Genomic DNA, 24,190 nt, shown 5'->3' with positions numbered 1-24,190 from the left:
TCAGACTTCTGCACTGGCAAACTCAACGCGAACCAACAAGCCGTGCGGCTGGGCCTGATGCAGGCTGATCTCGGCCTGATGCGCCCGGCAGATCTCACCGACAATCGCCAAACCCAAGCCCGCCCCAGAGCCCTTGTTGTTGCGCCGATAGAAACGCGCAAACACCCGTTCATGCTCTTCTGGCGGAATCCCCGGGCCGTCGTCTTCAACCTCCAGCACCCCAGCCGGCAATACCCGCAGGATCACATTGCCGCCGGCAGCGGTGTGCGCCAAGGCGTTATCCAGCAGGTTGCATAGCAGCTCGTTGAGCAGCATCGGTTCACCACTGACCCACACCGCCTGCTCAGCCTCCAATGCCAGCGCAATACCCCGCGCATGGGCCAATGGCGCCAGCGCCATGCCCAGTTCACGCGCCAGCTGGCTGAGATCCAGACGCTGCGCGCCGCCTTCGGCAATCGCCCGAGCACCACTTTCGATACGCGCCAGCGAAAGCAGCTGGTTGGCCAGATGGGTCAGTTTGTCGGTGTTCAGCGCGGCCTCTTCCAGCGTGCTGCGCCAGATCGACGGCTCCTGCACACGCAAACCCAACTCGACCCGCGCCTTGAGCGCTGCCAAGGGCGTGCGCAGTTCGTGGGAGGCATCGGCGATAAATTGCGACTGGCGCTCGAACAGGCTGCGCAGCCGGTCATTGAACTGATTCAGCGCATCAATCAGTGGGCGCAGTTCGCGTGGCATGCCAAGATCCGACAGCGGCTGCAAGTCCTCACTGGTACGTGCCGCCACGCTGCGGCGCAAGGCCTCCAGTGGACGCAGCGCAGCGCTCACCGCCAGCCACACCAACAGCAATGCACTCAGCGACAACACGCCCATGCGCAGCAAGGTGCCGAGCAACAGCTCGCGAGCCATGCGCTCACGCGCGCCCTGGGTTTCCGCCACGCGGATTTCCGCCACACCGTTAAGGCCCGGCTCACTGACCGGTTGTAGCAGGCTGACCACCCGCACGCCCTGCTCACGAAACTCGGCATCGTAGAAACGCGCCAACGCCGGATAATCCTCAGTGCGCTTGATATGGGCCGGCGGCGCAGGCAAGTCTTCATAGCCCGACACCAGAGTGCCCTGCACATCCAGCACCTGGTAGTAGATGCGCCCGGCACTGTCATAGGCAAAGGTATCCAGCGCGACATACGGCACGTTGGCATTCAGACGCTCGGCGCTGGTGTACAGACCGTCGGCAATTGCCCGCGCCGAGGCCAGCAAGGTTCGGTCATAGGCAGTATCAGCGGCGTGGCGCGCGCTCCAATAAGCACTCAAGCCGCTGACCAACAGAATCAGCGTCAACAGCAACGCCAAGCGGCGGATCAGCCGACCGCGCAAGCTGCCTGGATCGACCTGCGCAAGCTTGCTGCGCTCAGTCACCTACTGCCTCCAACAAATAGCCCAGGCCACGGAAGGTGACGATGCGCACCCCACCGCCTTCAAGCTTCTTGCGCAGGCGATGCACATAGATTTCGATGGCGTCGCTGCTGGCTTCCTCATCCAGACCAAACACCAGGGCAGCCAACTGTTCCTTGCTCATTACCCGCCCGGGCCGGGCGATCATCGCTTCCAGCACGGCCTGTTCGCGGGAGGTCAAAGTCAGCAGGCTATCAGCGAGGGTGAAGCGCCGGGTATCCAGGTCATACAGCAGATTGCCGCAGCGCTGCTGACGTTCACCACCGAGCACGGTGCGGCGTAGCAGCGCCTTGACCCGTGCTTCCAGCTCACTCACTTCAAAGGGTTTGGCCAGGTAATCATCGGCACCGAGGTTGAGACCATGCACGCGATCCTTCACCTCACCACGGGCAGTGAGCATCAGTACCGGCAGGGTATTGCCGCGCTCGCGCAAACGCGCCAGCACTTGAAACCCGTCCAGGCGCGGCAGGCCGATATCGAGAATCGCCAAGGCGTAATCCTCGCTACCAAGGGCCAGATCGGCCGCCACGCCGTCATGCAGCATGTCCACATTAAGCCCGATGCCACGCAGGGCTTGGGCCACGCTTTCAGCCAGGGGCAGATGGTCCTCGACCAGTAGGACTCGCACGGTAATGGCACTCCACGAACTTGTTGTTATGTGCCCAGTGTAACGGGGCCAAGGCCGCAACGAACGTCCCGGCGACTTTCTTTCAAGTTGAAAGCCTGGTGAAAGCTTGCCGCCCTAGCATCGGGCGAAGGTGGCTCGATCCACCGACCAAAACGACTGACGCAGTGGTGCCCAGCCGTAACAAAAATAACAATGGAGACCACAAGATGCCGACTGCATCTCATCGGGTGCTCGCGCCTGCTCACCTGCTTAGCCTGGCCATCGCCGCCGCGCTGTTTGCCTCCGCTGCCCACGCCGAGTTTGTGGCAGACAGCAAAGCCAGCCTGACCGCCACCAATATCTACCTCAACCGTGATTTCCGCGAAGGCACCAGCAGCCAGCAGAACACGCGTGAAGAGTGGGGCCAAGGTTTCTGGCTCGACGTCCAGTCCGGCTACACCGAAGGCACGGTGGGCTTTGGCCTTGATGCCCTGGGTCTGGTTGGGGTCAAACTGGATTCCGGCGGCGGCCGCACCGGCACTGACCTGCTCCCGGTACAAGACGATGGCGGCACTCCGGACCAGTTCGGTCGTATCGGGCTGACGGCCAAAACCAAGATTTCTAATACCGAACTGCGCTATGGCTCGCACGTGCCAGAGCTGCCCGTGGTCAAGGCCAGCGACAGCCGCCTGCTGCCGCAGGTGTTCGAAGGCGGCCTGCTGACTTCCAGCGAACTCGACGGTCTGACCTTTACCGGCGGGCGCCTGGACAAAGTCATCGACCGCGCCTCGAGCAACTCCGAGGAGCTGATCCTCAATAGCAAGAACCGCCGTTTTGCTGCCGGTATCACGGCGGATCATCTGGACCTGATGGGCTTCGATTATGAGTTCGCCAAGGGCCTGAGCGGGCGCTATTACTTCGCTGACCTCGATGATATCTACCGCCAGCACTTCTTCGGCCTGCTCGCCAGCCAACCGCTGGGCAGCGGCACCCTCAGCGCCGATGTACGGATGATGCTGAGCAAGGACAGCGGCGCATCCAATGCCGGCAAGATCGACAACCGCGCCTTCAACGCCATGCTCACCTACGCCATCAACGGCCACAAACTCGGCCTGGGCTTTCAGGACATGAGCGGCGACACCGGTTACGCCTACATCGATGGCAGCGACCCGTTCCTGGTCAACTTCGTGCAGATCAACGACTTCGCCAACGCCGACGAGCGCTCCTGGCAGGCTCGTTACGACTACGACTTCGGCAAGCTCGGCGTCCCCGGCCTGAGTTTTATGACTCGTTACATCAAAGGCAGCGACGCGCACATCGCTGGCACTGATGACACCGGCGGCGAGTGGGAGCGCGACATCGAGGTCAAGTACGTGGTGCAGAGCGGGCCGCTGAAAGATGTCTACGTACGCCTGCGTAATGCCAGCTTCAAATCCGACTTCGCCCGTGATGCGGACGAAAACCGCGTCATCGTCGGCTACACGCTGCCGATCTGGTAATCCACAATAAGAGTTCAGAGGAATACCCCATGAAAACTGCCTTTACCCGCATCGCCCTGGCCACCGCCTGTATGGCCTTTGCCGGCCAGTTGCTGGCCACCGAACCCAAGCGCCCGGAATGCATCGCCCCGGCCAAGCCTGGCGGTGGCTTCGACCTGACGTGCAAACTGGCGCAGAGCGGCCTGAAAGACGCCGGTCTGCTGAAAGCGCCGATGCGCGTCACCTACATGCCCGGTGGTGTCGGCGCGGTGGCTTACAACGCCGTGATCGCCCAGCGTGCTGATGACGCGGGTACCATCACCGCGTTCTCCAGCGGGTCCTTGCTCAACCTGGCGCAAGGCAAGTTCGGCCGCTATGACGAAACCGGCGTGCGCTGGCTGGCTGCGGTAGGCACCGACTACGGCGCCATCACCGTACGTGCCGACTCGCCGTACCAGAGCCTGGATGATCTGGTCCAAGCCTTGAAGAAAGACCCGACCAGCATCGTCTTCGGCGCCGGCGCCACCATCGGCGGCCAGGACTGGATGCAAACCGCGCTGATTGCCCGCCTGGCCGGGATTGACCCGAAAAACCTGCGTTACGTGGCCTTCGAAGGCGGCGGCGAAACCCTTACCGCGATGCTCGGCGGCCATGTCCAGGTGACCAGCAGCGGCCTGGGCGAAGTCACCCCGCAACTGGCGGCAAAGAAAGTACGCATCCTCGCCGTGCTGTCCGATGAACGTCTGCCGGGCAAACTGGCCGATATCCCCACCGCCAAGGAACAGGGCTACGACATCGTCTGGCCAGTGATCCGTGGTTTCTACATGGGCCCGGAAGTCAGCGACGAGCAGTTCAACTGGTGGAAGCAGCAGTTCGACACCCTGCTCGCCAGCGAGGACTTCGCCACCCTGCGTGAACAGCGCGACCTGCTGCCGTTGTCAGTGACTGGCGACGCGCTGCAAGCCTTGGTCTTCAAGCAAGTTGAAGAATACAAGGCATTGGCTGGCGAGTTTGGCCTCATCCAATAAACAGGCCGAGCGCAATTCGTAGAATGGGTTAGCCGCGCACCGGCGTAACCCATGCGGTGACGGCCAAGCCCCCATGCTCACGCAGCCTGGGTATCGCTGCACGTCACCCATCCTACGGCCGCGTAACGCTTCCGCCCCTTGAGTTTTCAAGACTAGGTAATCCGCCATGTACGTTCGCCTTTTTGCCGCGATCTGGCTGCTCGTCTGCGCCTTTCTCGCCTCGGTGGCCTGGGGTTTTCAGGCCCCCTTCAGCTATGACCCGGTCGGCCCGCGCGCTTATCCACTGTTACTGCTGGTGTTGATGGCCCTGGCCGCTTTATGGCTGGTGGGCAAACCCAGCAAGCAAGCCGACACACCCATCTCCTGGGTACTGGCACGCAAGGTCGCGCTGTGTGTTGCCGCGCTGCTGGCCTATGCCCTGCTGTTCGAGCCGCTGGGCTTCATCCTCAGCACCGCCCTGGCCGGCTTCACCCTGGGCCTGTTGTTCACCGGCAAGCCGCTGCCTTCGGCCATCAGCGGTGTGCTGATGGGCTTACTGCTGCACGGCCTGTTCGATTTCCTGCTGGACGTACCGCTGCCCCTCGGCGTGCTCGCAGTCTTTGTGGAGAACTGAAATGGAAACGCTGAATTTCTTGATGCAGGGCTTTGATGTCGCCACCCGCCCGATCAACCTGCTGGTGGCACTGTTCGGCGCCTTTGTCGGCACCATCGTCGGCCTGCTGCCGGGGCTGGGCCCGATCAATGGCGTGGCGATCCTGCTGCCGCTGGCCTTCGCCCTCGGCCTGCCGCCGGAAACCGCATTGATTCTGCTGGCCGCCGTGTACCTGGGCTGCGAATACGGTGGGCGCATTTCGGCGATCCTGCTCAACGTACCGGGCGACGCCGCCGCGATCATGACCACCCTCGACGGCTACCCGCTGGCGCGTCAGGGCAAGGCCGGTATCGCCCTGTCGTTGTCGGCGATGAGTTCGTTTATCGGCAGCACCATCGCCACCATCGGCGTGGTGCTGTTTGCACCGATCCTGGCCAACTGGGCAATCGCTTTCGGCCCCGCCGAATACTTCGTGCTGATGGTGTTTGCCATCGCCTGTCTGGGCGGCATGGTTGGTGACAAACCGGTGAAAACCCTGCTCGCCGCGCTGATCGGCCTGGCCCTGGCCACGGTCGGGGTAGACGCCACCACCGGCGTGTACCGCTTCACCTTCGACAGCGTCGGCCTGTCCGATGGCATCCAGTTCGTCATCGTGGTCATCGGCCTGTTCAGCGTCAGCGAAGTGCTGCTGATGCTCGAACACACCACCAGCGGCCAGCAGGCAGTCAAGGCCAGCGGACGCATGCTGTTCAACTTCAAGGAGTTCAGTTTTACCTGGTGGAGCAGCATCCGCAGCTCCCTGGCCGGATTTGTCATCGGCGTGCTGCCGGGCGCCGGGGCGACCATCGCCAGCGCCATCACCTATATGAGCGAAAAGCGCATCGCCGGAAGCGGAGGGCGTTTCGGCGAAGGTGACCTGCGTGGCGTGGCGGCTCCGGAAGCAGCCAACAACGCCTCGGCCTGCGGCTCGCTGATTCCCATGCTGACCCTCGGCGTACCGGGTTCTGGCACCACCGCGGTGATGATCGGCGCGCTGACGCTGTACAACATCACCCCCGGCCCGCTGCTGTTCGAACAGCAACCGGACGTGGTCTGGGGGCTGATCGCCTCGCTGTTTATCGGCAACGTCATTCTGCTGGTGATGAACATCCCGTTGGTTGGCCTGTTCGCCCGCATGCTCAGCGTACCGACCTGGATCCTGGTACCGGCGATCACCGTGGTCAGCATGGTCGGCGTGTATGCGGTGCACAGCACCACCTTCGACCTGGTGCTGATGATCGGCCTCGGCGTGTTCGGCTACCTGCTGCGCAAGATGGACTTCCCGCTGTCGGCACTGATCCTCGGCTTCGTCCTCGGTGAGATGATGGAAAGCAACCTGCGCCGTGCCCTGTCGATCTCCGCCGGCGAGCTGAGCATCCTCTGGAACAGCCCGATCAGCCTGGGCCTGTGGGCACTCACCGCGCTGATGCTGGCACTGCCAGGTATCCGCTGGTGGCGTGCACGCCGTTCAGCGCAGCTGGCCAATGCCTAAGCGCCATGCGCTCACCGGCTGGCAAAGCGGGTGGGCCACCCCGCTGGTCGGGCTGTTAGGTGGCTATCTGGCCAGCCTGATCGGCTGGCCCTTGCCGTGGATCATCGGCTCGCTGCTGGCAGTGATCGCCGCCCGCTGCAGCGGCTGGCTGATCACCGAGCTGCCGGGCGGACGCAAGACTGGCCAGTGGCTGGTGTCCAGCGCCATCGGCCTGCACTTCACCCATGAAGTATTCGGCCAACTGCTCAGCCACTTCGGCGTGATTCTGCTCGGCGCCCTGCTGACTCTGCTGCTCAGTCTGATCGGCATGGTTCTGCTGCGCCGCGCCGGCCTGGATCGCGCCACCGCGTTCTTCGCCAGCATGCCGGGCGGCGCCAGCGAGATGGTCAACCTGGCGCAACGGCACCACGCCGAAACCGCCAAGGTCGCGGCTGCCCATAGCCTGCGCCTGCTGCTGGTGGTGCTACTGATTCCGGCGATCTTTACCTGGAGCCTGCCGCCGATAGCGCCGCCTGTACCGGCGCCGGTGGATTGGTTCTGGCTGGCCGTGCTGTTACCCGGCGGCGCCCTGTTGGCCTGGTTATGGGGACGTTTGGGCCAGCCCAACCCCTGGATGCTCGGCCCGCTGACCGTCTGCGCCGTAGCCAGCGTCAGCTTCGACCTGCACCTGGGTTTGCCTGAAGGGTTGGGCCAAGCCGGCCAATGGCTGATCGGCTGCGCCCTGGGTTGTCACTTCGACCGACACTTCTTTCGCAGTGCGCCAGGCTTTCTCGCACGCATCTTGCTGTTCTGCCTGCTCGCCATGCTCGCCGCCGCTGCTCTGGGCCTAGGCCTGGGCTGGCTGACCGGGGAAAACCAGAATGCGCTGATGCTCGGCATGATGCCCGGCGGCATTACCGAACTGTGCCTGACGGCCGAAGCCCTGCACCTCTCGGTGGCGCTGGTCACGGCCTTGCAGGTGCTGCGCCTGTTTCTGGTGATGTTTCTCGCCGAGCCGTTGTTCAGGCTCTGGCAACGCTACTGAAATCACGTTGACGACCACGTTTAGCCCGCCTTGTGCGGGCTCTTTTTTGCCTGCAAAGCGGCAGTTTTGTTAAACCGATATGTCTACGGCCACGCACAGGCGTGCGTCTGGCGTACCCTCAGGCCTTCACCATCGAGGCATCCTCCATGTGCGTACTGCGTTGGCCCGCCGTGAAAGCCCTGCTGCTAATGCTCTGCCTGAGCCTGCTGATCAGCGCCTGCAGCCGTGCCGGCCTGGCCTATCGCAACCTGGACTGGCTGGTGCCCTGGCGACTGAATGATTACCTGAACCTCGACAGCCAGCAGCAGGCCTGGCTCAAACCCCGCTTGCAGACGCACCTGCAATGGCATTGCAGCGCCGAGTTGCCGCGCTTTATCGAGTGGCTAAAAACCACCGAAAGCATCCTCGCCCAGCCGCAGCCGGACAGCGCCCAGCTGCTGGAACAGTTCGCCCAGTTCGATGCCGCGCTCAAACACATCAGCATCGAGATCACCCCCACCGCCATCGAGCTGCTGCAGGGTCTGAGTGAGCAGCAGGTCAGTGAGCTCTACAGCGCGATGGATGAAGACAATCTGGAAGATCGCCAGGACTTTCTCGACCCGCCCCTGGCCACCCAGATCAGCGAACGCCAGACGCGCATGCAGGAACGCCTGCGACCCTGGCTCGGCCGCCTGAACAACACACAAACTGAGCATATCGCCACCTGGGCCAACAGCCTCGGCGAGCAGAACCGCCTGTGGCTGGAGAATCGACAACGGTGGCAGGCCGAACTGCGCAAGGTAGTCGCCGAACGCGATAGAGCCGACTTTGCCGAGCGCCTGACCCGCCTGCTGCAACAGCGCGAGAGCGTCTACAGCGACGAGTACCGCGCCAACTATGGCCGTTCACGCCAGGCGCTGGCCACGCTGTTCAGCCAACTGTTGAGCAGCAGTGATGAGGCGCAGCGCGAGCGCCTGAGTCACCGCTTGCGCGACCTGCGCAGAGACCTTGCCGAGCAGCAGTGCGGAGCTGCTTAACAGACTGTTAAACAGCAGGTAAGCGCCAGTCGATCGGGCTCAATTCATGCTGCTGGAGGAACTTGTTGGTGCGGCTGAAATGGCCGTTGCCGATAAAGCCACGGTGCGCTGACAGCGGCGAAGGGTGCACGGATTTCAGCACCAGGTGCTTGCTGACATCGATCAGCTTTTCCTTGCTCTGCGCATGGGCGCCCCAGAGCAGAAACACCAGGCGTTCCTGCTGCTGGCTGACCACCTCGATCACCTTGTCGGTAAAGGTCTGCCAGCCGATCTTGGCGTGGGAGCCGGCAATGCCATGCTCCACCGTCAATGAGGTGTTGAGCAGCAGCACACCCTGCTCCGCCCAATGCTGCAGGTTGCCGTGGTCGGGAATGTCGATATTCAGGTCGCGCTTAAGCTCTTTATAGATATTCACCAGCGATGGCGGCGTCTTCACCCCAGGCTGCACCGAGAAGCACAGACCATGGGCCTGGCCTGGCCCGTGATACGGGTCCTGGCCGATGATCACCACTTTGCTCTGCGCCAACGGGGTGGAATTGAGTGCATTGAAAATCAGCGAGCCAGGCGGATAAATCTGCTTGCCGGCAGCTTTCTCGCTGCGCAGGAAATCCCCCAGCTCACGCATATAGGGCTTCTCGAACTCTGCATGCAGCGCGGCCTTCCAGCCGGCTTCGAGTTTGACGTTATCGGCGGCGCTCATGCCTGATTCCTGCTTAATTCAACGAAGACGGCACGCTAAGGAAGGCACCGGGGCAAGTCAAGACGCGCGCATGGCACAAGCCCCCAAACAGACCGCACTCGTTCTGTTGCTAAAGAGCGAACGGCTCAATTTAGAGTCCAGCCTGCATCGACGTCACCAACCACCTCGTTCGATAGCCGCATCACGCTAACTATACGGCCAGGTGCTCGGGTTAATGGATGCGAGCAGGAGGTCAGACGACGATAAGCGGAAATAGTCCTGCGTATTAGCGGCATAGAGCATGAGTGCTGGCGATCGGCTAACGGCCGATTCTGTTGAAAAAGTCCAGTCGCGGTTTTTGACCATGAAAGAGCGTCACCAACGTTGAAACCTGGTTCGTTCAGAAGACTGAGCTGTCTTGGTTTTCACGTAGCAATGCCGAAATCGAGCGATTTTCGAGCTGTCGAAAAGAATCTCTCAGAAACCGATTTTTCAACACAATCGCCCTAAAGCAGTCGATCAATCACACATCGGTATCCAGACCTGCGAGAACGGACAGGTCAGTTCAACCTATGGGTAGCACTCCATCCGTATGTTTTATTGACATCCCAAGAACCTCTCAGTAGTGTCCGCCCTCCCTCCTTTCCGGCTACCTCTGCCGTGAACCGCCCAGGCGTTAACTCGCGAAGCGGTCATACAAGTGGCCGACGCTTATACGGTCGCTATCTACCAGCGCGCCTCATTTCCGATAACACATGTAAGGGATGATTCTATGATCATTCGTCAGGCTACTAACGCCGACCATCCGCGGCTGCTCAACATTTGGCTGCGCTCTGTTCGCGCCACTCATCACTTCCTGCAAGAGTCCGATATCGAGGCATTGCTTCCTCAGCTCCGCGATGTCTACTTGCCCGCTGTTGAATTATGGGTTGTGGTAGATACCGAGGACTCGCCGCTAGGCTTTATTGGGCTCAATGAACACCACGTAGAGATGCTCTTCATCGAGCCCGATTTGCGGGGGAAAGGTATTGGCCGCACGCTGCTGGATCATGCCCGCAGTTCGCGTAATCAGATGAGTGTTGACGTGAATGAGCAGAACCCCGAAGCGGTAGGGTTCTATCTACATTACGGTTTTTTTCAAACAGGTCGTTCTCCGCTTGATGGCGAGGGCCGCCCCTTCCCCTTGCTACACCTGAGCCTGCCCAGTTAGGGCAGTAATCGTGAGTCGCCCCTAAGCGCTGCTTCGGGGCGATTCCAAACCCCAGCTCAGGCAGCGATCTTTGGTTGGCCATCCAGATGGGCTTGCGTATAAGACCGATATCCATTGATGCGGTAGCAATTACCTCATCTCACTTGCTCGCAGTGTCGACAGCCGACTCGTAATGGATAGTTACTATTGGCTCAAATTTACGTTGGCGAGCATTCGCTAGCGAATGTTCCTGAGTGACAGCTCCTGGCCGATTCTGTTGCAAAAATCCGCTCTTGATTCTGGCGCCGGAAAGTACGTTGCTGAGATTAGAATCTGAGTTTCCGCCGCTGTTGAATTGCTCTGAATTTCGCATAGCAACGCAACATTAAGCTGCGCGAGGGCCTCATGCGCGCTGGCGCAGATAACCTTCAGGACATCTGCGCCAGCGTCTTGCGAAAGCGCAGCAACGCGCCGGTAAAAAACAGCGCGCCGATGCCAATGATCGCCAGCAACTGCGGCCAGACGGTCGTGAGCCCGGCGCCGCGATAGAGAATCGCCTGAGCCAGATCGACGAAGTGGGTGGTGGGTGCCACCAGCATGAGCTGCTGCACCAGCTCGGGCATGCTCTCGCGCGGTGTGGTGCCGCCGGAAAGGATCTGCAGCGGGATCAGCACCAGAATGATCAACAGGCCCAATTGCGGCATCGAGCGCGCGAGGGTGCCGAAGAAAATGCCCATTGAGGTGGTCGCAAACAGGTGCAACAGCGCACTGCACAAGAACAGCGGCAGCGAACCGGCAATCGGCACGTGCAGCCAGCCTTGTACCACCAGCAGCAGCGACAGCGCAGTGGCCAGCAACACCACCAGGCCCATCGACCAGACCTTGGCCAGCATGATTTCGGGTGGCGTCACCGGCATCACCAGCAGGTGTTCGATGGTGCCGTGTTCGCGTTCGCGAATCAGTGCCGCGCCCGTGAGGATGATCGACAGCATGGTGATCTGGTTGATCACTTCCATCACCGAGCCGAACCAACTGCGCGTCAGGTTTGGATTAAACGCGACACGCACGACCAACTCGGCTTGCTGCGGCAGGTCGGCACGGTAGTGGCGCAAGAACGCGCTGACTTCCTCGGCACCGATCATTTGGATATAGCCCGCCCCCGTGAACGCCATGCTTACCTGTGTGGCATCGACATTGAGCTGAATCGCCGGGCTATGCCCGGCAAGTACGTCGCGCTGGAAATCCGGAGGGATATTCAGCGTGAAGGTGTATTGCCCGGAGTCCATGCCGTGATCCATTTCGCTCAGTTCGATACGTTGCGGCGTACGAAAAAACGGCGGCTGGAAAGCATCAATCAAACGGGCCGAGAGCGGTGAGCGGTCTTCGTCGACCACTGCAATCGAGGCGTTGTGCAGGCTCTCCGGCATGCTCGTAGCGGCGGTAATGATGCCCAGGGTAAAGGCCCAGATAATCAGCAACAGCAGCGCAGGGTCACGTTGCAGGCTGCGCAGTTCCTTGAGCCCCAGGTGGAAGATATTCGCCAGCTGTTCCATCTCAGGCCTCCTGCTTTTTCAGTAGGCTGGTGCACAGTGCCAGCAGCACGGGGATGGTCATCAGCAATGCAATGAAATAGCTGTACAGCTCAGTGAAGCCCAGCGCTTTGGAGAACACCCCACGGCTGATGATAAGAAAGTGCGAGGTGGGGTAAATCTGGCCAACCCCCGCGCCAAAGCCTTCGAGTGATGCCACCGGGTAGATCAGCCCAGAGAACTGGATGGCCGGAATCAGGGTGACGATGGCCGTGCCGAATACCGCAGCAATCTGGCTGCGAGTAAAGGTCGACATCAGCAACCCCATGGCCGTGGCGCAGCTGATGTACAGCAGGCCACCGGTCAGCAAAGCCAGCAGACTGCCCTTGAGCGGCACCTCGAACACCCACACCGCCGCGATTACCAGCAGCACGAAATTGAGCATGCCCAGGGCGATATAAGGCAGTTGCTTACCGAGTAGAAACTCCAGGCGGGTAACCGGCGTGACATACAGGTTGATGATCGAACCCAGCTCCTTTTCGCGCACCACGCCAAGGGCGGTAAGCATGGCCGGAATCAGCATCAGCAGCAGCGGAATCACGGCCGGCACCATGGCATTCAGGCTTTCCACATCCGGGTTGTAGCGGTAGCGCACTTCCAGGGTCGGCAGGCTACTGCGCGTCGACGCACTGTCCTGGCGAGCCAGCTCCTGCAAGTAGCCGGCATGCAGCCCCATCACATAGCCTTTGATGGTTTCGGCGCGCATCGGCATGGCGCCGTCGAGCCACATGCCGATTTGCGGTACGCCACCGCGCTTGAGGTCACGGCCGAAGTTGGGCGGGATTTCCACCGCCAGGCTGATCTCACCGCTGCGCATGCGCCGGTCCAGCTCGTCGTAATCGCGCAGCGGCGCTTGCTCGATGAAATACCGCGAACCGGCCAGGTTGAGGGCGTACGCCTGACTGGTGGTGGTCTGGTCGCGGTCGAGCACCGCGTAGGTGAGGTTCTCGACATCAAGACTAATGCCGTAGCCGATGATAAACAGCAGCAATAGGCTGCCGAGCAACGCCATGCTGCCGCGAATCGGGTCGCGGCGCAGTTCCAGGGCTTCCCGGCGGGTATAACTGAACAGACGCAGCAGGCTGAAGCGCTTGCGTTTCAGCGGATTGGTCTGCGCCGCTGGAGCCGCCGCTTCTGGTGCGGGCGGTTGTGCTTTTTCGCCGACGGCATCCTGCAGGTAAGCGATAAAGGTCGCCTCCAGGGTTGGCAGGCCACGCTTGGCCATCAGGGCTTTGGGCGTGTCGCTGCCGAGCACCTTGCCGGCGTGCATCAAGGAGATGCGGTCGCAACGCAGGGCTTCGTTCATAAAGTGGGTGGAGATAAAGATCGTCACCCCGTCATTGCGCGACAGGTCGAGCATCAGCTGCCAGAACACATCACGGGCAATCGGGTCGACGCCTGACGTCGGCTCATCGAGGATCAGAATTTCTGGCTTATGGATAACCGCTACAGCCAGTGAAAGACGCTGACGAATACCCAGCGGCAGGCGCTCGGGCAGCTGTTCCATAACGCTGCCCAGGCTGAAACGCTCAGCCATGGCCGTCACCCGCGCCGCAATCTCCGTGGTCGGTACGTGAAAGAGCTGGGCGTGCAGCACCAGGTTCTGCCGCACGCTCAGCTCGGCATACAGCGAGAATGACTGCGACATATAGCCGACCCGCTTACGCGTGGCCATGTCTCGGGCATTGACCACCTGACCGAACAGCAGGGCTTGCCCTTCGCTGGCAGGCAACAAGCCGGTGAGCATCTTCATGGTGGTGGTTTTGCCGCAACCATTGGAGCCGAGAAAGCCGAAGATTTCCCCGCGCTCGATGCGAAAGTCGACGTGGTCGACCGCAACAAAATCGCCGAAACGCATGCTCAGGTCGCGCGCTTCAATGGCGATTTCCTGTTCGCCAGCCGCGCGTTTCGGGATCACCAGTTGCTTATGGCCCTGGCGTTTGGCTGCCGGCATCAGGGCGATAAACGCCTCTTCCAGGCTTGTGCATTGAGTGCGTTGCAGCAGCTCGGCCGGGCTACCCGTGGCCAATACGGCACCGTCATCGATGGCCAACAAATGGTCGAAGCGCTCGGCCTCCTCCATGTACGCAGTGGCCACCAGCACACTCATTTGCGGGCGCTGGCGGCGAATACGCTCGATCAATTCCCAGAACTGATTGCGCGACAGCGGATCAACGCCGGTGGTGGGCTCGTCGAGGATAAGCAGGTCAGGGTCGTGGATCAGCGCGCAACACAGCCCGAGTTTTTGCTTCATGCCGCCGGACAGCTTGCCCGCCGGCCGCTCACCAAACTCGCTGAGGCCCGTACTGCGCAGCAGTTCGGCAATACGGGTGTTACGCTCGGCCTCGGCCTGGCCAAACAGGCGGGCAAAGAAGTCCAGGTTCTCGATCACCGAGAGCGTCGGATAGAGATTCTTACCCAGCCCCTGGGGCATATAGGCGATGTGTGGGCACACCTGCCGGCGGTGAGCGCGGCTGGCCATGTCGCCGCCGAGCACCTCAATCTGCCCGCTCTGGATTTTGCGTGCGCCGGCAATCAGTGCCAGCAGGCTGGACTTGCCCACACCGTCCGGGCCGATCAGGCCAACCATGCACTGTGCGGGAATTTCCAGACTGACGGCCTTGAGGGCGCAGGTTTTACCGTACTGCAGGCTGACCTCCTGCAGCCGCGCGACTGGCGCTGCGGACGCGCTCACTGCGGAACCTTGATCGCCAGTTCGGCAGGCCACTCGGCCTGTGGGTCAAGCCGTAGGTACGCGACGCCGGGAACACCGGTTTTCACTTGGTTGAAGTGGCGCTGCAAGAGTTCTGGATCGAGCCGTGCTTTAACCCGGAACATCAGCTTTTCGCGCTCGCTGGCGGTTTCCACCGTTTTCGGGGTGAACTGGGCGACGCTGGCCACATAGCTGACCTCGGCCGGAATCACATACTGCGATACGGCATCGATCACCAGGCGCACTTCAGCCCCCAGCGCCACCCGGCCGGCCTGCTGCTCAGGCAGGAAAAAGGTCATGTAGACATCGCTCAGGTCGACCAGGTTAAGCACCTTGCCGCCCGCGCCGATCACCTCACCCGGCTCGGCGATGCGGTACTGCACACGCCCTGCACGCGGGGCCTTGAGCTGACTGTCCTCGATATCGATCTGTAAGCGCTCGACGCTGGCTTGGGTGGCCTCCACAGCCGACTGCGCCTCAATCACCTGGGACTGTGCGGCGGCAATGCCCGCCTCAGCCGAAATAACCTGAGACTCTGCGGCCGCCAGAGCGGCCTGGGTGCTTTGCAGGCGGGCAAGGTCGTCATCCAGTTGCTGCTGCGCCATGGCATTGCGTTTGACCAGGATCGCACTGCGGGCGTGGCGCTTTTGTGCGGCAGACACTTCTGCCAGGCGCTGGCGCACGATGGCCTGGGCAGTGACTTTCTCACTTTCGCGCAGGCGCACCTGGGCACTGGCCGTCAGCTGGCTGTTCTGCGCCTGGCGCATTTGCGCCTGGGCCTGCAGCACTTGCGCCTGGAGCACCTGGGTGTCCATGCGCGCAATCACCTGCCCGGCCTCGACGAACTCGCCCTCCTCAACCTCAATGCTGGCAATGCGCCCCGGCAGCTTGCTGGCCGCGTCAACGTCGGTGGCTTCAATCCGTCCGTTACCGCTGGCGAAGCCATCCCCCAGGCCCTCGGGGCGCAGGGTGTACCAGAGCAGGCCGGCGATAATCGCCACGACGGCAACACTGGCGGCAGGAAAGATCCATTTTCGGCTGACTGACATAATGACCTTGAGTCTCTAAACAAAGGAATTGGCTACATCACACCGTGCGAGCTAGGGCTGCTCGAAGCGGCTCAAGCGGCGCCGCAGGTGGCTGTTTTCGGCGCGCAGGTGCTCCAGCTCATCAAGCAACTGCAACGCCAGGGCCACACCTGCCCACTCAAGTTGCAGTTCAACCTGTAAGCGCAACGCCCGCTTGGCGACGGACAGTGCATGGCTACTAAACCGCCATTGCTCCGGTGTAGCACCACAGGGTTCGACGATGCCGTGCTCGACAATCTCCAGCAGCACCGCCTGCGGCAGCTCAGCGCACAGGCAGAACTCGTGCATGTCTAATTGCAGGATCTGGCTACTCATCACTGGCTCCACTGCGCGCGCGGATTGAAGGCGGCTTGCTCGGCCAGCTGCGCCCATAGCGCACGCACAGGCTCGTCGGTTTTAGCCGGGATGACGATCTTGAACAATGCATACAGGTCACCCGGCTCGCCGGCTTTGTTGCGCAGCCCCTTGCCTTTGATCCGCAGCCGTTGCCCTGCTTGGGTATTGGCGGGTATGCGCAGGTTGATTTTGCCGCTCAGCGTCGGCAGCGTAACGTGACTGCCCAGCACGGCCTCCCAAGGCGCCAATGGCACGGTGAGGACCAGGTTGTGCCCCTCTACGTCGAACAGAGGGTGGGGCACAAAGTGAATGAGCAAATACAAATCGCCATGGGCGCCGCCACCTCCCACCGGCGCGCCCTGCCCTTTCAGGCGAATGCGTTCGCCATTGCCGACCCCGGGCGGGATTCTCACATTCAAGGTCTTGCTGATCGCCGGCAGAGGCTGGCCGTCAGCGCTGTATTGCGGAAGTTGAAAGACAATGGTCTTGGTGTCGTCGACCAGGGTTTCCTCCAGCAACAGCGGCAACGCCATCTCAACGTCCTGGCCTCTGCGCGCGCGATTGCGGCCGGCGTCCTGAAAACGCCCAGCGCCACCAAACAGCGACTCGAAAAAATCGGAATACTCACTGCCCGCGCGGCTGCCCTCGGAAAAATCCGTATGGCCTTGCGGTTGCCAGCCCGGCGGCGGCTCGAAGGGGCGGCCTTGCTCGGCGTATTTGCGCAGTTCATCGTACTCGGCGCGCTTTTCCGCGCTTTTCAACACCTCATAGGCTTCGGCGACATCCTTGAATTTATTTTCCGCATCCGCTTCCTTGCTGACATCCGGGTGGTATTTGCGCGCCAGTTTGCGGTAAGCCGTTTTCACGGCTTTGTCGTCTGCTCCCGGCTCAAGCCCGAGCACCTTGTAGTAGTCCTTGAAGTCCATCGAGCCACCTTGGGTCGTCTACCGACACGTTGCTTGCAGCAGTAAACGCTGCTCAGGTGCGAGAGGTTTTGTCAGAGATCAAGAGAGTTGGCATTGCCGGCTCTGGGGCCGTGTCCGCTAGCGCCGGACAGACCTGAGTGCCGGCGGTGCCGGCAAGCATCTCTTCGATCTGCTCCAGCGAACCGATTACTGCACGCTGACCGGTAGCCTGGACGAAGGCCTGCGCGGCGGCGACCTTGGGGCCCATGGAGCCTGCAGCGAACGCGTGCTCACTCAGTTCTTGTGGCGTGACCTGGCCGAGGGCGTGTTGCGTGGGTTTGCCCCAGTCGAGGTAGATCGCCGCCACATCGGTGGCAATCACCAGCACATCGGCATGTAGCTCACGCGCCAGCAGGCTGCTGCACAGGTCTTTATCGATCACTGCTTCTACGCCATGCAGATCGTTTCCATCGCCGTTGCGCGCCACCGGGATACCCCCGCCGCCGGCCGCAATCACCAGCGCGCCGTGCCCCAGCAACCAGCTGATGGCTCGCAGGCTGAGCACCCGCAGCGGCTGAGGCGAGGCCACCACACGGCGGAACACAGCACCGTCCGCCGCCATGCTCCAGCCCCTGGCAGCGGCCACGTGCACGGATTCGGCCTGGGTGTAGATCGGCCCGATGGGTTTGCTGGGGTGGCCAAAGGCCGGGTCCTGCAGGTCAACTTCCACCCGAGTGATCAGCGTGGTGATCGCCCGCGTTGCGGGCAACAAGTTGGCCAGTTCCTGCTCAAGCAGGTAGCCGATCATGCCGTCGGTCTGCGCGCCGAGTACGTCCAGTGGGTAGGCGTCCACGTCAATGTACGCCGCCGCTTGCAGGGCCAGTAGCCCCACCTGCGGGCCGTTACCATGGGTCAGCACCAGGTCGTGGTTGGCGGCCACGCGCGCCAGTTGCGCAGCGGCGCTACGAATGTTGGCTAACTGGTTTTCCGCTGTGGGCGGCTGGTCACGTCGCAGCAAGGCATTGCCGCCTAGGGCGACGACGACTTTCATGAGTTTGCTCCTGGCGGCGTCATCCGAGGGTCGCAACCAGCACGGCCTTGATGGTGTGCATACGGTTCTCGGCCTGGGTGAAGACGATGGAGGCGTCGGACTCGAACACTTCGTCGGTGACTTCAATCTCGCTGAGGCCATATTTTCCGTGCACCTCGCGGCCCACCTCGGTTTCCAGATTGTGGAAGGCGGGCAGGCAGTGCATGAACTTGCAGCGTGGCTTGCCAGTGGCCTGCATCAGCGCAGTGGTCACCTGATAAGGCAACAGTTTGTCGATGCGCTGCTGCCACACCGCAGCGTCCTGGCCCATCGAGACCCACACGTCGGTGTAGAGAAAATCTGCGCCCGCCACGGCCTTCAGCGGGTCGCTTTCCAGGGTGATGCGCGCGCCGGTCTTGAGCGCCAGCTCGCGCATCTGCGCCACCAGTTCGGCAGGTGGCTGCAGATCGGTTGGCGAGCAGATGCGCACATCCATACCCATTTGCGTGCCGCCTACCAACAGCGAACTGCCCATGTTGAAACTGGCGTCGCCCAGGTAGCAGAAGCTCAATTCGTGCGGTGGCTTCTCGCCAAACTCCTGCATGGTCAGCAAGTCGGCGAGGATCTGTGTGGGGTGCATCTCATCAGTCAGGCCGTTCCACACCGGCACCTTGGCGTAAAGCGCCAGCTCCTCGACCACGCGCTGGTGAAAGCCGCGGTACTCGATGCCGTCGTAGTAGCGCCCCAAAACGCGGGCGGTGTCCTTCAGCGATTCCTTGTGGCCCAGCTGCGAGCTGCCGGCATCCAGATAGGTCACGTGCCCGCCCTGGTCGTGCACCGCCACCTCGAAGGCGCAGCGGGTGCGCGTCGAAGGTTTCTCGAAAATCAGCACAATGTTCTTACCCGTAAGGCGCGGCTGCTCGTTGCCCACCGCTTTCGAGCGTTTGAGTTCGGCAGCCAGGTCGAGCAGGTAGCGGATCTCATGAGGGGTGAAATCCTTTAACGCCAGCAGGCTACGGTTGTGCAGGTTAAAGCTCATGGGCTGCTCTCATCGGGAATAGAGGTCAAAGCGCGTCACGCTCAATCGGACAACTCATGCAATGGCTACCGCCACGACCGCGCCCTAACTCAGCACCGGGAATGCTGATCACCTCAACACCAGCTTTGCGCAACAGCGTGTTGGTGTGGGTATTGCGGGCGTAGCCCATGACCACGCCTGGGGCCAGCGCCAGCAGGTTGTTGCCGTCGTCCCATTGCTCGCGCTCGGACTGCCAGGCGTCGCCGCCGGTGGCCACCGAACGCAGCTTGGCCAGGCCCAACGCTGCAGCTACGACGTCAAAGAAAGGTTTGCTTTCGCTGCGCACATCCAGGCTGCCTGCGCACTCGCCGGGCCGCAGGCTGTGTACGCGGATCGCATCGACCATTTCGGGGAAGCAGGTCACCAGGTCCACGTCGCAGAAGGTAAATACGGTGTCCAGGTGCATCGCACCGCGCGACTTGGGAATCTGCGCAGCCAACACGTGGGTAGCGCCGCCGTGGGCAAACAAGGCTCGGGCCAGTTGGCTGACGGCTTGCGGTGAGGTGCGCTCGCCCATGCCGATCAATACCACGCCATTGCCCAGCGGCATCAGATCGCCACCTTCCAGAGTCGCACCGCCATGGTCGACATCAGGATCCCCCCACCAGGTTTTCACCTTGCCGGCGAACACCGGATGGAAACGATAGACCGCTGCGGTCAACAGGGTTTCCTGACGCCGGGCAGGCCAGTACATGGGGCACAGTACGACGCCATCGCCGACCCAGCAGCTGCTGTCGCGGCTGAACAGCGTGTTGGGCAGAGGTGGCAGCAAGAAATCATGTGCAGCGGTACAACGGGCCAACAAGCCCTCTGGTTCGAACGGCAACTCGGCACGCGCCAGCCCGCCGATCAGGTGTTCAGCCAGGCGCATGGGCGGCAGTGCTTCTAGCCAGGGCCTTAGTTGCTGGGCCAGCTCACCATCGACAGTGCCCTGGGCGAGCTTGCGGTCCAACAGCCAAGTGCGGGCCTCCGGGTTGGCCATGCAGGTAGCCAGCAGCTCATGCAGCTCCAGCACCTCAACATCGCGGCTGAGCATGGCATTGGTGAAGGCATCGTGATCATTGCGCGCCTGCTCAACCCAGAGCACGTCGTCGAACAATAAATCGCGGCAATTGGCCGGCGTCAGACGCTGTTGCGCCAGCCCAGGGCGACACACCAGGACACGGCGCAAGCAGCCAATTTCAGAGTGCAAACCTTGGGTCGTCATGACATGGATATCCTGTTCACAGGTACGTGAATGAAAGAGAGAGGGCTTACAGCCCGAGTCGGCCCATGATCAGCAGCGTCGCCGCGACGCCGGCCAGCACCACCAGAGCGGCCAGAATCGCCCACTCCCAAGGGGTAAACATGCGCTCCTGACGCTGACGCTTGGCCCAGGCATAGAGCACCACGCCCGGTACATAAAGCAGGGCGCTCAGCAGCAGATACTTGAAGCCGGCGGCGTACAGCAGCCATACGCAGTAGGCCGTGGCCAACGCAGCGATGGGCACATCAGCACGCTGGATGGCCGCTTTGACGCCCTCACCGCGCCAGGCCAGCAACAGGCCGTAGGCCGCGCTGAACAGGTAAGGCAGCAGAATCATCGCCGTGGACAGCGAGATCAGCGCCAGATAAGACGCCTTGGAGAACAGCGTCAGAATCAGAAACAGCTGCACCATGCCGTTGGTGAGCCACAGGGCGTTGGCCGGCACGTGCTTGTCGTTGGTCCGCCCCAGCCACTTCGGCATCACGCCGCCACCTGCCGGGCTGAACAGGGATTCCGCCGCCAATAGCATCCAGGCCAGGAAGCCGCCACCCACCGAGACAATCAGGCCGACGTAGATCAGTACCGCGCCCCAAGTACCCACAGCGTTTTCCAAGACGCCTGCCATCGACGGGGTTTTCAGGCCGGCCAGGGTCGGCTGACTGAATACCCCAAGCGACAGCAACGACACCGACATCAAGAGCAATAGGCAGATCAGAAAGCCGATGACCGTGGCGCGGCCCACGTCTTCACGCTTGCGCGCCCGTGCCGAATACACACTGGCGCCCTCAATGCCGATGAATACCCAGACCGTCACCAGCATGGTGCTCTTGACCTGATCAAGCACCGAGCCGAGGCTGGCATCGCCCCAGAAATTCAGGCTGAAGGTTTCCACCTTGAAGGCCATGGCCACCAGCGCGATAAACAGCAGCAGCGGCACGATCTTGGCCAGCGTGACCACCGCATTCAGTACCGCAGCGCCTTGAATACCGCGCAGCACCAGCAAGTGGATGACCCATAGCACGATTGAAGCGCCCGCAATGGCGGCCGGCGAGTTGCCGCTGCCGAACACCGGAAAGAAGAAGCCCAACGCACCGAACGCTGCCACCAGATAACCGACATTGCCGATCCAGGCGCTGACCCAGTAACCCCAGGCGGAGTTGAAGCCGACGTACTCACCCGACAACGCGCGGGCATAGGCGTAGACACCGTTGTCGAGTTCAGGTTTGCGCAGCGAGAGCATCTGGTAGACCCGCACCAACAGCAACATGCCGATACCGGTGATGGTCCAGCCAATCAAAATGGCACCAGCACCCGCGCCGGCGGCCATGTTTTGCGGCAGGCCGAAGATACCGCTGCCGATAATCGAGCCGACCACCAGCGCCACCAGCAGGATCAGGCCCAGCTTGGGTGCAGCTTGCGTGGCACGATTATCCGTATCCGCTAATGCGGTCAGAGGCGGTATATCAGTGCCGTTCATACCGCCGTGCTCTCATCAGACTGCACATGGCACAAGGCTTTGACCTTGGCCTGCAGGGTGCTGGCCATGGCCTGCGCCTCCTCCGGAGTGGTGCCATCATGTAAATGCAGGGTGATGGTGCCGCCGGCGCTCGGTTCGCCCGGCACGTTAATGAGCTCGCAAACGATGCTCAGCGCCGCTACGTCGGGCTTATGCACACTGGGGGCGAGTTCCCTGACGATGTAGCGGTAAACGTCGGAGACAGACTGGGTCATAGCAATTACCTTTGCAGAGGTTGACCAGTCACGGCATGCAGACTTGGACTGGCCTTAACAGCCTCAGTCTGTGCCCCACTCCCTGCGCCGTCTGTTCGACAGCGCACGCAGTAATGTCGGTTGCTGGGTTGAAGTGCTCCTCGTTGGGCGGGCTAGCAGCAGTTCAGCGATGTTGCTGGCGGCGCACGGCATGGTGCGAGATGGCAAGTGCGTTCACCGGCCAAGAACTCGGTACTGGCACCAATAAAACAGACTGAATAAGACCTGCTTCACCATAGAGTCCAAAGCCTCATCATGAGGCCTGCACAAACTGAGCAAGCTCATCCGCTTTCGGTCCAGAGTGTGTAAAAACGCACCGGTAAACTCTTGCTATGATTTCCGAGAATCTCAGCGCAAGGGACGCCCATGAAACGGTTTATCCAGGGTGAACACCGAGGTCAAAGCACCTTACTTCCCGAAAGCCTCGACGATTACGTCAGCGATACCAATCCGGTGCGCGTGGTCGATGTCTTCGTCGACGAGCTTGACTTAGCCACGCTGGGTTTTGATGGCGTCATTCCAGCCGAAACCGGCAGACCTGCTTACCATCCCGCTGTCCTGCTAAAGATCTATATCTACGGTTACCTGAACCGCATCCAATCGAGTCGCCGTCTTGAGCGAGAAGCTCAGCGCAACGTTGAACTGATGTGGCTGACCGGGCGCTTGATGCCCGATTTCAAGACCATCGCCAACTTTCGGAAAGACAACAGCAAAGCCATTCGCGGCGTTTGCCGCCAGTTCGTTTTGCTATGCCAGCAGTTGGGGTTGTTCGGTGAAAGCCTGGTCGCCATCGACGGCAGCAAATTCAAGGCGGTGAACAACCGCGACCGTAATTTTACTAGCGCCAAACTGAAGCGGCGCATGGAAGAAATTGAGTCGAGCATCAATCGTTATTTGGCCACTTTAGATGCTGCTGATCGGCAAGTTCCTAGCGCTTCTGAGTCAGACGCTGCGAGCCTGGAAGAGAAAATAGCCAAGCTCAAAGCGCAGATGAAAGAGCTTCAGGGGATCGAATCTCAGCTCAACAAATCGTCAGACAAACAGGTTTCACTGACCGACCCGGATGCCCGCTCTATGATGACGCGCGGTAACGGCATCGTCGGCTACAACGTACAGACGGCAGTCGACACGCAGCACCATTTGATCATTGCTCACGAGGTTACCAACAGCGGTTCCGACCGTGACCAGCTCAGCTCGATGGCGAAGCAAGCTCGGGAAGCTATGGCCTCAGAAACGCTGTCTGTGGTGGCTGATCGAGGCTATTTCAAAAGCGAAGAAATCTTGGCCTGTCACGACGCCAGCATCACCACCTATGTACCCAAGCCGATGACCTCAGGTGCTAAGGCTGATGGGCGTTTCAATAAGGACGCCTTCATTTATGACGCCGTTAAAAACGAATACACCTGCCCGGCTGGCGAGGCGCTTATTTGGCGGTTTTCCAGCGTAGAGAAAGGCCTAAACATGCACTGCTACTGGAGTTCGAATTGCCAGAGCTGCGCGCTGAAAACGCAGTGCACGCCGAGTAAGCAACGGCGAGTGCGACGCTGGGAGCATGAGGCGGTACTGGACGAAATGCAGCGCCGGTTGAACCAAGCACCAGAGATGATGAAAGTTCGAAAACGGACTGTTGAGCATCCCTTCGGGACGCTCAAACAATGGATGGGCTCGACGCATTTTCTGACTCGCAAGCTGGTTGGAGTGAGCGCGGAGATGAGCCTGAATGTGCTCGCCTACAACTTGAAGCGGGTGATGAAAATCATCGGCATCGCAGGCTTATTGGAGGCAATGGCGGCGTAAAAACCCCGGCTTTCGTTGCGCTAGGAGGCGCTAACGCGCTTT

General features: G+C 61.1%; 21 protein-coding genes. 8 read left to right on the top strand and 13 right to left on the bottom strand.

Going from position 1 to position 24,190, the window contains the following annotated elements:
* Positions 1–1,416, bottom strand: coding sequence for a sensor histidine kinase (locus OU997_RS15080; protein ID WP_108489243.1), 1,416 nt, complete (start codon positions 1,414–1,416; stop codon positions 1–3).
* Positions 1,409–2,080, bottom strand: a complete 672-nt coding sequence (locus OU997_RS15075; protein ID WP_108489244.1) for a response regulator — start codon at positions 2,078–2,080, stop codon at positions 1,409–1,411. Before OU997_RS15075 ends, OU997_RS15080 begins: the two co-directional genes overlap by 8 nt.
* 206 nt (positions 2,081–2,286) lie before the next feature.
* On the opposite strand from OU997_RS15075, the gene OU997_RS15070 reads away from it, so the two are divergent.
* From OU997_RS15070 to OU997_RS15045, 6 genes are all read left to right on the top strand, one after another.
* Positions 2,287–3,558: an OprD family porin gene (locus tag OU997_RS15070; RefSeq protein WP_267807332.1), complete on the top strand. Its 1,272-nt coding sequence runs from the start codon at positions 2,287–2,289 to the stop codon at positions 3,556–3,558.
* Between the two features lie 29 nt (positions 3,559–3,587).
* Positions 3,588–4,565 (top strand): Bug family tripartite tricarboxylate transporter substrate binding protein, encoded by a 978-nt coding sequence (locus OU997_RS15065; protein ID WP_267807331.1) that lies wholly within the window; start codon positions 3,588–3,590, stop codon positions 4,563–4,565.
* A 166-nt stretch (positions 4,566–4,731) separates the two neighbouring features.
* A complete protein-coding gene (locus tag OU997_RS15060; RefSeq protein ID WP_267807329.1) occupies positions 4,732–5,178 on the top strand; it encodes a tripartite tricarboxylate transporter TctB family protein in 447 nt (148 codons plus the stop codon).
* Between the two features lies 1 nt (position 5,179).
* Entirely contained in the window at positions 5,180–6,688 is a 1,509-nt protein-coding gene (locus tag OU997_RS15055; RefSeq protein WP_108487834.1) for a tripartite tricarboxylate transporter permease, read from the top strand.
* On the top strand, positions 6,681–7,712 hold the full coding sequence (locus OU997_RS15050; RefSeq protein ID WP_267807328.1) for an AbrB family transcriptional regulator: 1,032 nt from the start codon (positions 6,681–6,683) through the stop codon (positions 7,710–7,712). The genes OU997_RS15055 and OU997_RS15050 overlap by 8 nt, the downstream gene beginning before the upstream one ends.
* 146 nt (positions 7,713–7,858) lie before the next feature.
* Positions 7,859–8,728 (top strand): DUF6279 family lipoprotein, encoded by an 870-nt coding sequence (locus OU997_RS15045; RefSeq protein WP_267807327.1) that lies wholly within the window; start codon positions 7,859–7,861, stop codon positions 8,726–8,728.
* A 7-nt stretch (positions 8,729–8,735) separates the two neighbouring features.
* Here the strand turns inward: OU997_RS15045 and ung are convergent, their stop codons facing one another.
* Positions 8,736–9,428, bottom strand: a complete 693-nt coding sequence (gene ung, locus OU997_RS15040) for a uracil-DNA glycosylase (RefSeq protein ID WP_267807326.1) — start codon at positions 9,426–9,428, stop codon at positions 8,736–8,738.
* A 751-nt stretch (positions 9,429–10,179) separates the two neighbouring features.
* Between ung and OU997_RS15035 the strand changes: the two genes are divergently transcribed.
* Positions 10,180–10,617, top strand: coding sequence for an acetyltransferase (locus tag OU997_RS15035; protein WP_267807324.1), 438 nt, complete (start codon positions 10,180–10,182; stop codon positions 10,615–10,617).
* A 407-nt stretch (positions 10,618–11,024) separates the two neighbouring features.
* Here the strand turns inward: OU997_RS15035 and OU997_RS15030 are convergent, their stop codons facing one another.
* From OU997_RS15030 to OU997_RS14985, 10 genes are read right to left on the bottom strand one after another with little or no spacing between them, the layout of a single operon-like run.
* A complete protein-coding gene (locus OU997_RS15030) occupies positions 11,025–12,149 on the bottom strand; it encodes an ABC transporter permease (RefSeq protein WP_267807323.1) in 1,125 nt (374 codons plus the stop codon).
* 1 nt (position 12,150) lies between these two features.
* Positions 12,151–14,880, bottom strand: coding sequence for a ribosome-associated ATPase/putative transporter RbbA (gene rbbA / locus OU997_RS15025; protein ID WP_267807322.1), 2,730 nt, complete (start codon positions 14,878–14,880; stop codon positions 12,151–12,153).
* Positions 14,877–15,947: an HlyD family secretion protein gene (locus OU997_RS15020; protein WP_267807321.1), complete on the bottom strand. Its 1,071-nt coding sequence runs from the start codon at positions 15,945–15,947 to the stop codon at positions 14,877–14,879. The genes rbbA and OU997_RS15020 overlap by 4 nt, the downstream gene beginning before the upstream one ends.
* A gap of 51 nt (positions 15,948–15,998) precedes the next feature.
* On the bottom strand, positions 15,999–16,301 hold the full coding sequence (locus OU997_RS15015) for a chaperone modulator CbpM (RefSeq protein ID WP_420713200.1): 303 nt from the start codon (positions 16,299–16,301) through the stop codon (positions 15,999–16,001).
* Positions 16,301–17,248: a DnaJ C-terminal domain-containing protein gene (locus OU997_RS15010; protein ID WP_267807318.1), complete on the bottom strand. Its 948-nt coding sequence runs from the start codon at positions 17,246–17,248 to the stop codon at positions 16,301–16,303. The genes OU997_RS15015 and OU997_RS15010 overlap by 1 nt, the downstream gene beginning before the upstream one ends.
* Positions 17,249–17,300: 52 nt before the next feature.
* Entirely contained in the window at positions 17,301–18,278 is a 978-nt protein-coding gene (gene arcC / locus OU997_RS15005; protein ID WP_267807317.1) for a carbamate kinase, read from the bottom strand.
* Between the two features lie 19 nt (positions 18,279–18,297).
* Positions 18,298–19,296 carry an ornithine carbamoyltransferase gene (gene argF, locus OU997_RS15000; protein ID WP_267807316.1) on the bottom strand — a complete coding sequence of 333 codons (999 nt, stop codon included), beginning with the start codon at positions 19,294–19,296 and terminating at the stop codon, positions 18,298–18,300.
* Positions 19,297–19,321: 25 nt separating this feature from the next.
* Positions 19,322–20,542, bottom strand: coding sequence for an arginine deiminase (locus OU997_RS14995; RefSeq protein ID WP_267807315.1), 1,221 nt, complete (start codon positions 20,540–20,542; stop codon positions 19,322–19,324).
* Positions 20,543–20,588: 46 nt separating this feature from the next.
* Positions 20,589–22,058 carry an arginine-ornithine antiporter gene (gene arcD / locus OU997_RS14990; protein ID WP_267807314.1) on the bottom strand — a complete coding sequence of 490 codons (1,470 nt, stop codon included), beginning with the start codon at positions 22,056–22,058 and terminating at the stop codon, positions 20,589–20,591.
* On the bottom strand, positions 22,055–22,312 hold the full coding sequence (locus OU997_RS14985) for a hypothetical protein (RefSeq protein WP_267807313.1): 258 nt from the start codon (positions 22,310–22,312) through the stop codon (positions 22,055–22,057). Before OU997_RS14985 ends, arcD begins: the two co-directional genes overlap by 4 nt.
* A gap of 405 nt (positions 22,313–22,717) precedes the next feature.
* Here OU997_RS14985 and OU997_RS14980 point away from each other — a divergent pair, with 405 nt between their 5' ends.
* A complete protein-coding gene (locus tag OU997_RS14980) occupies positions 22,718–24,148 on the top strand; it encodes an IS1182 family transposase (RefSeq protein ID WP_267807159.1) in 1,431 nt (476 codons plus the stop codon).
* The last annotated feature ends 42 nt before the right edge of the window (positions 24,149–24,190 follow it).

The sequence above is a fragment of the Pseudomonas sp. SL4(2022) genome, assembly GCF_026625725.1.
In the GTDB taxonomy this organism is placed as follows: Bacteria; Pseudomonadota; Gammaproteobacteria; order Pseudomonadales; family Pseudomonadaceae; genus Aquipseudomonas.
The sequence above is the reverse complement of the archived record's forward strand: the minus strand, read 5'-3'. Positions and strand labels throughout refer to the sequence as shown.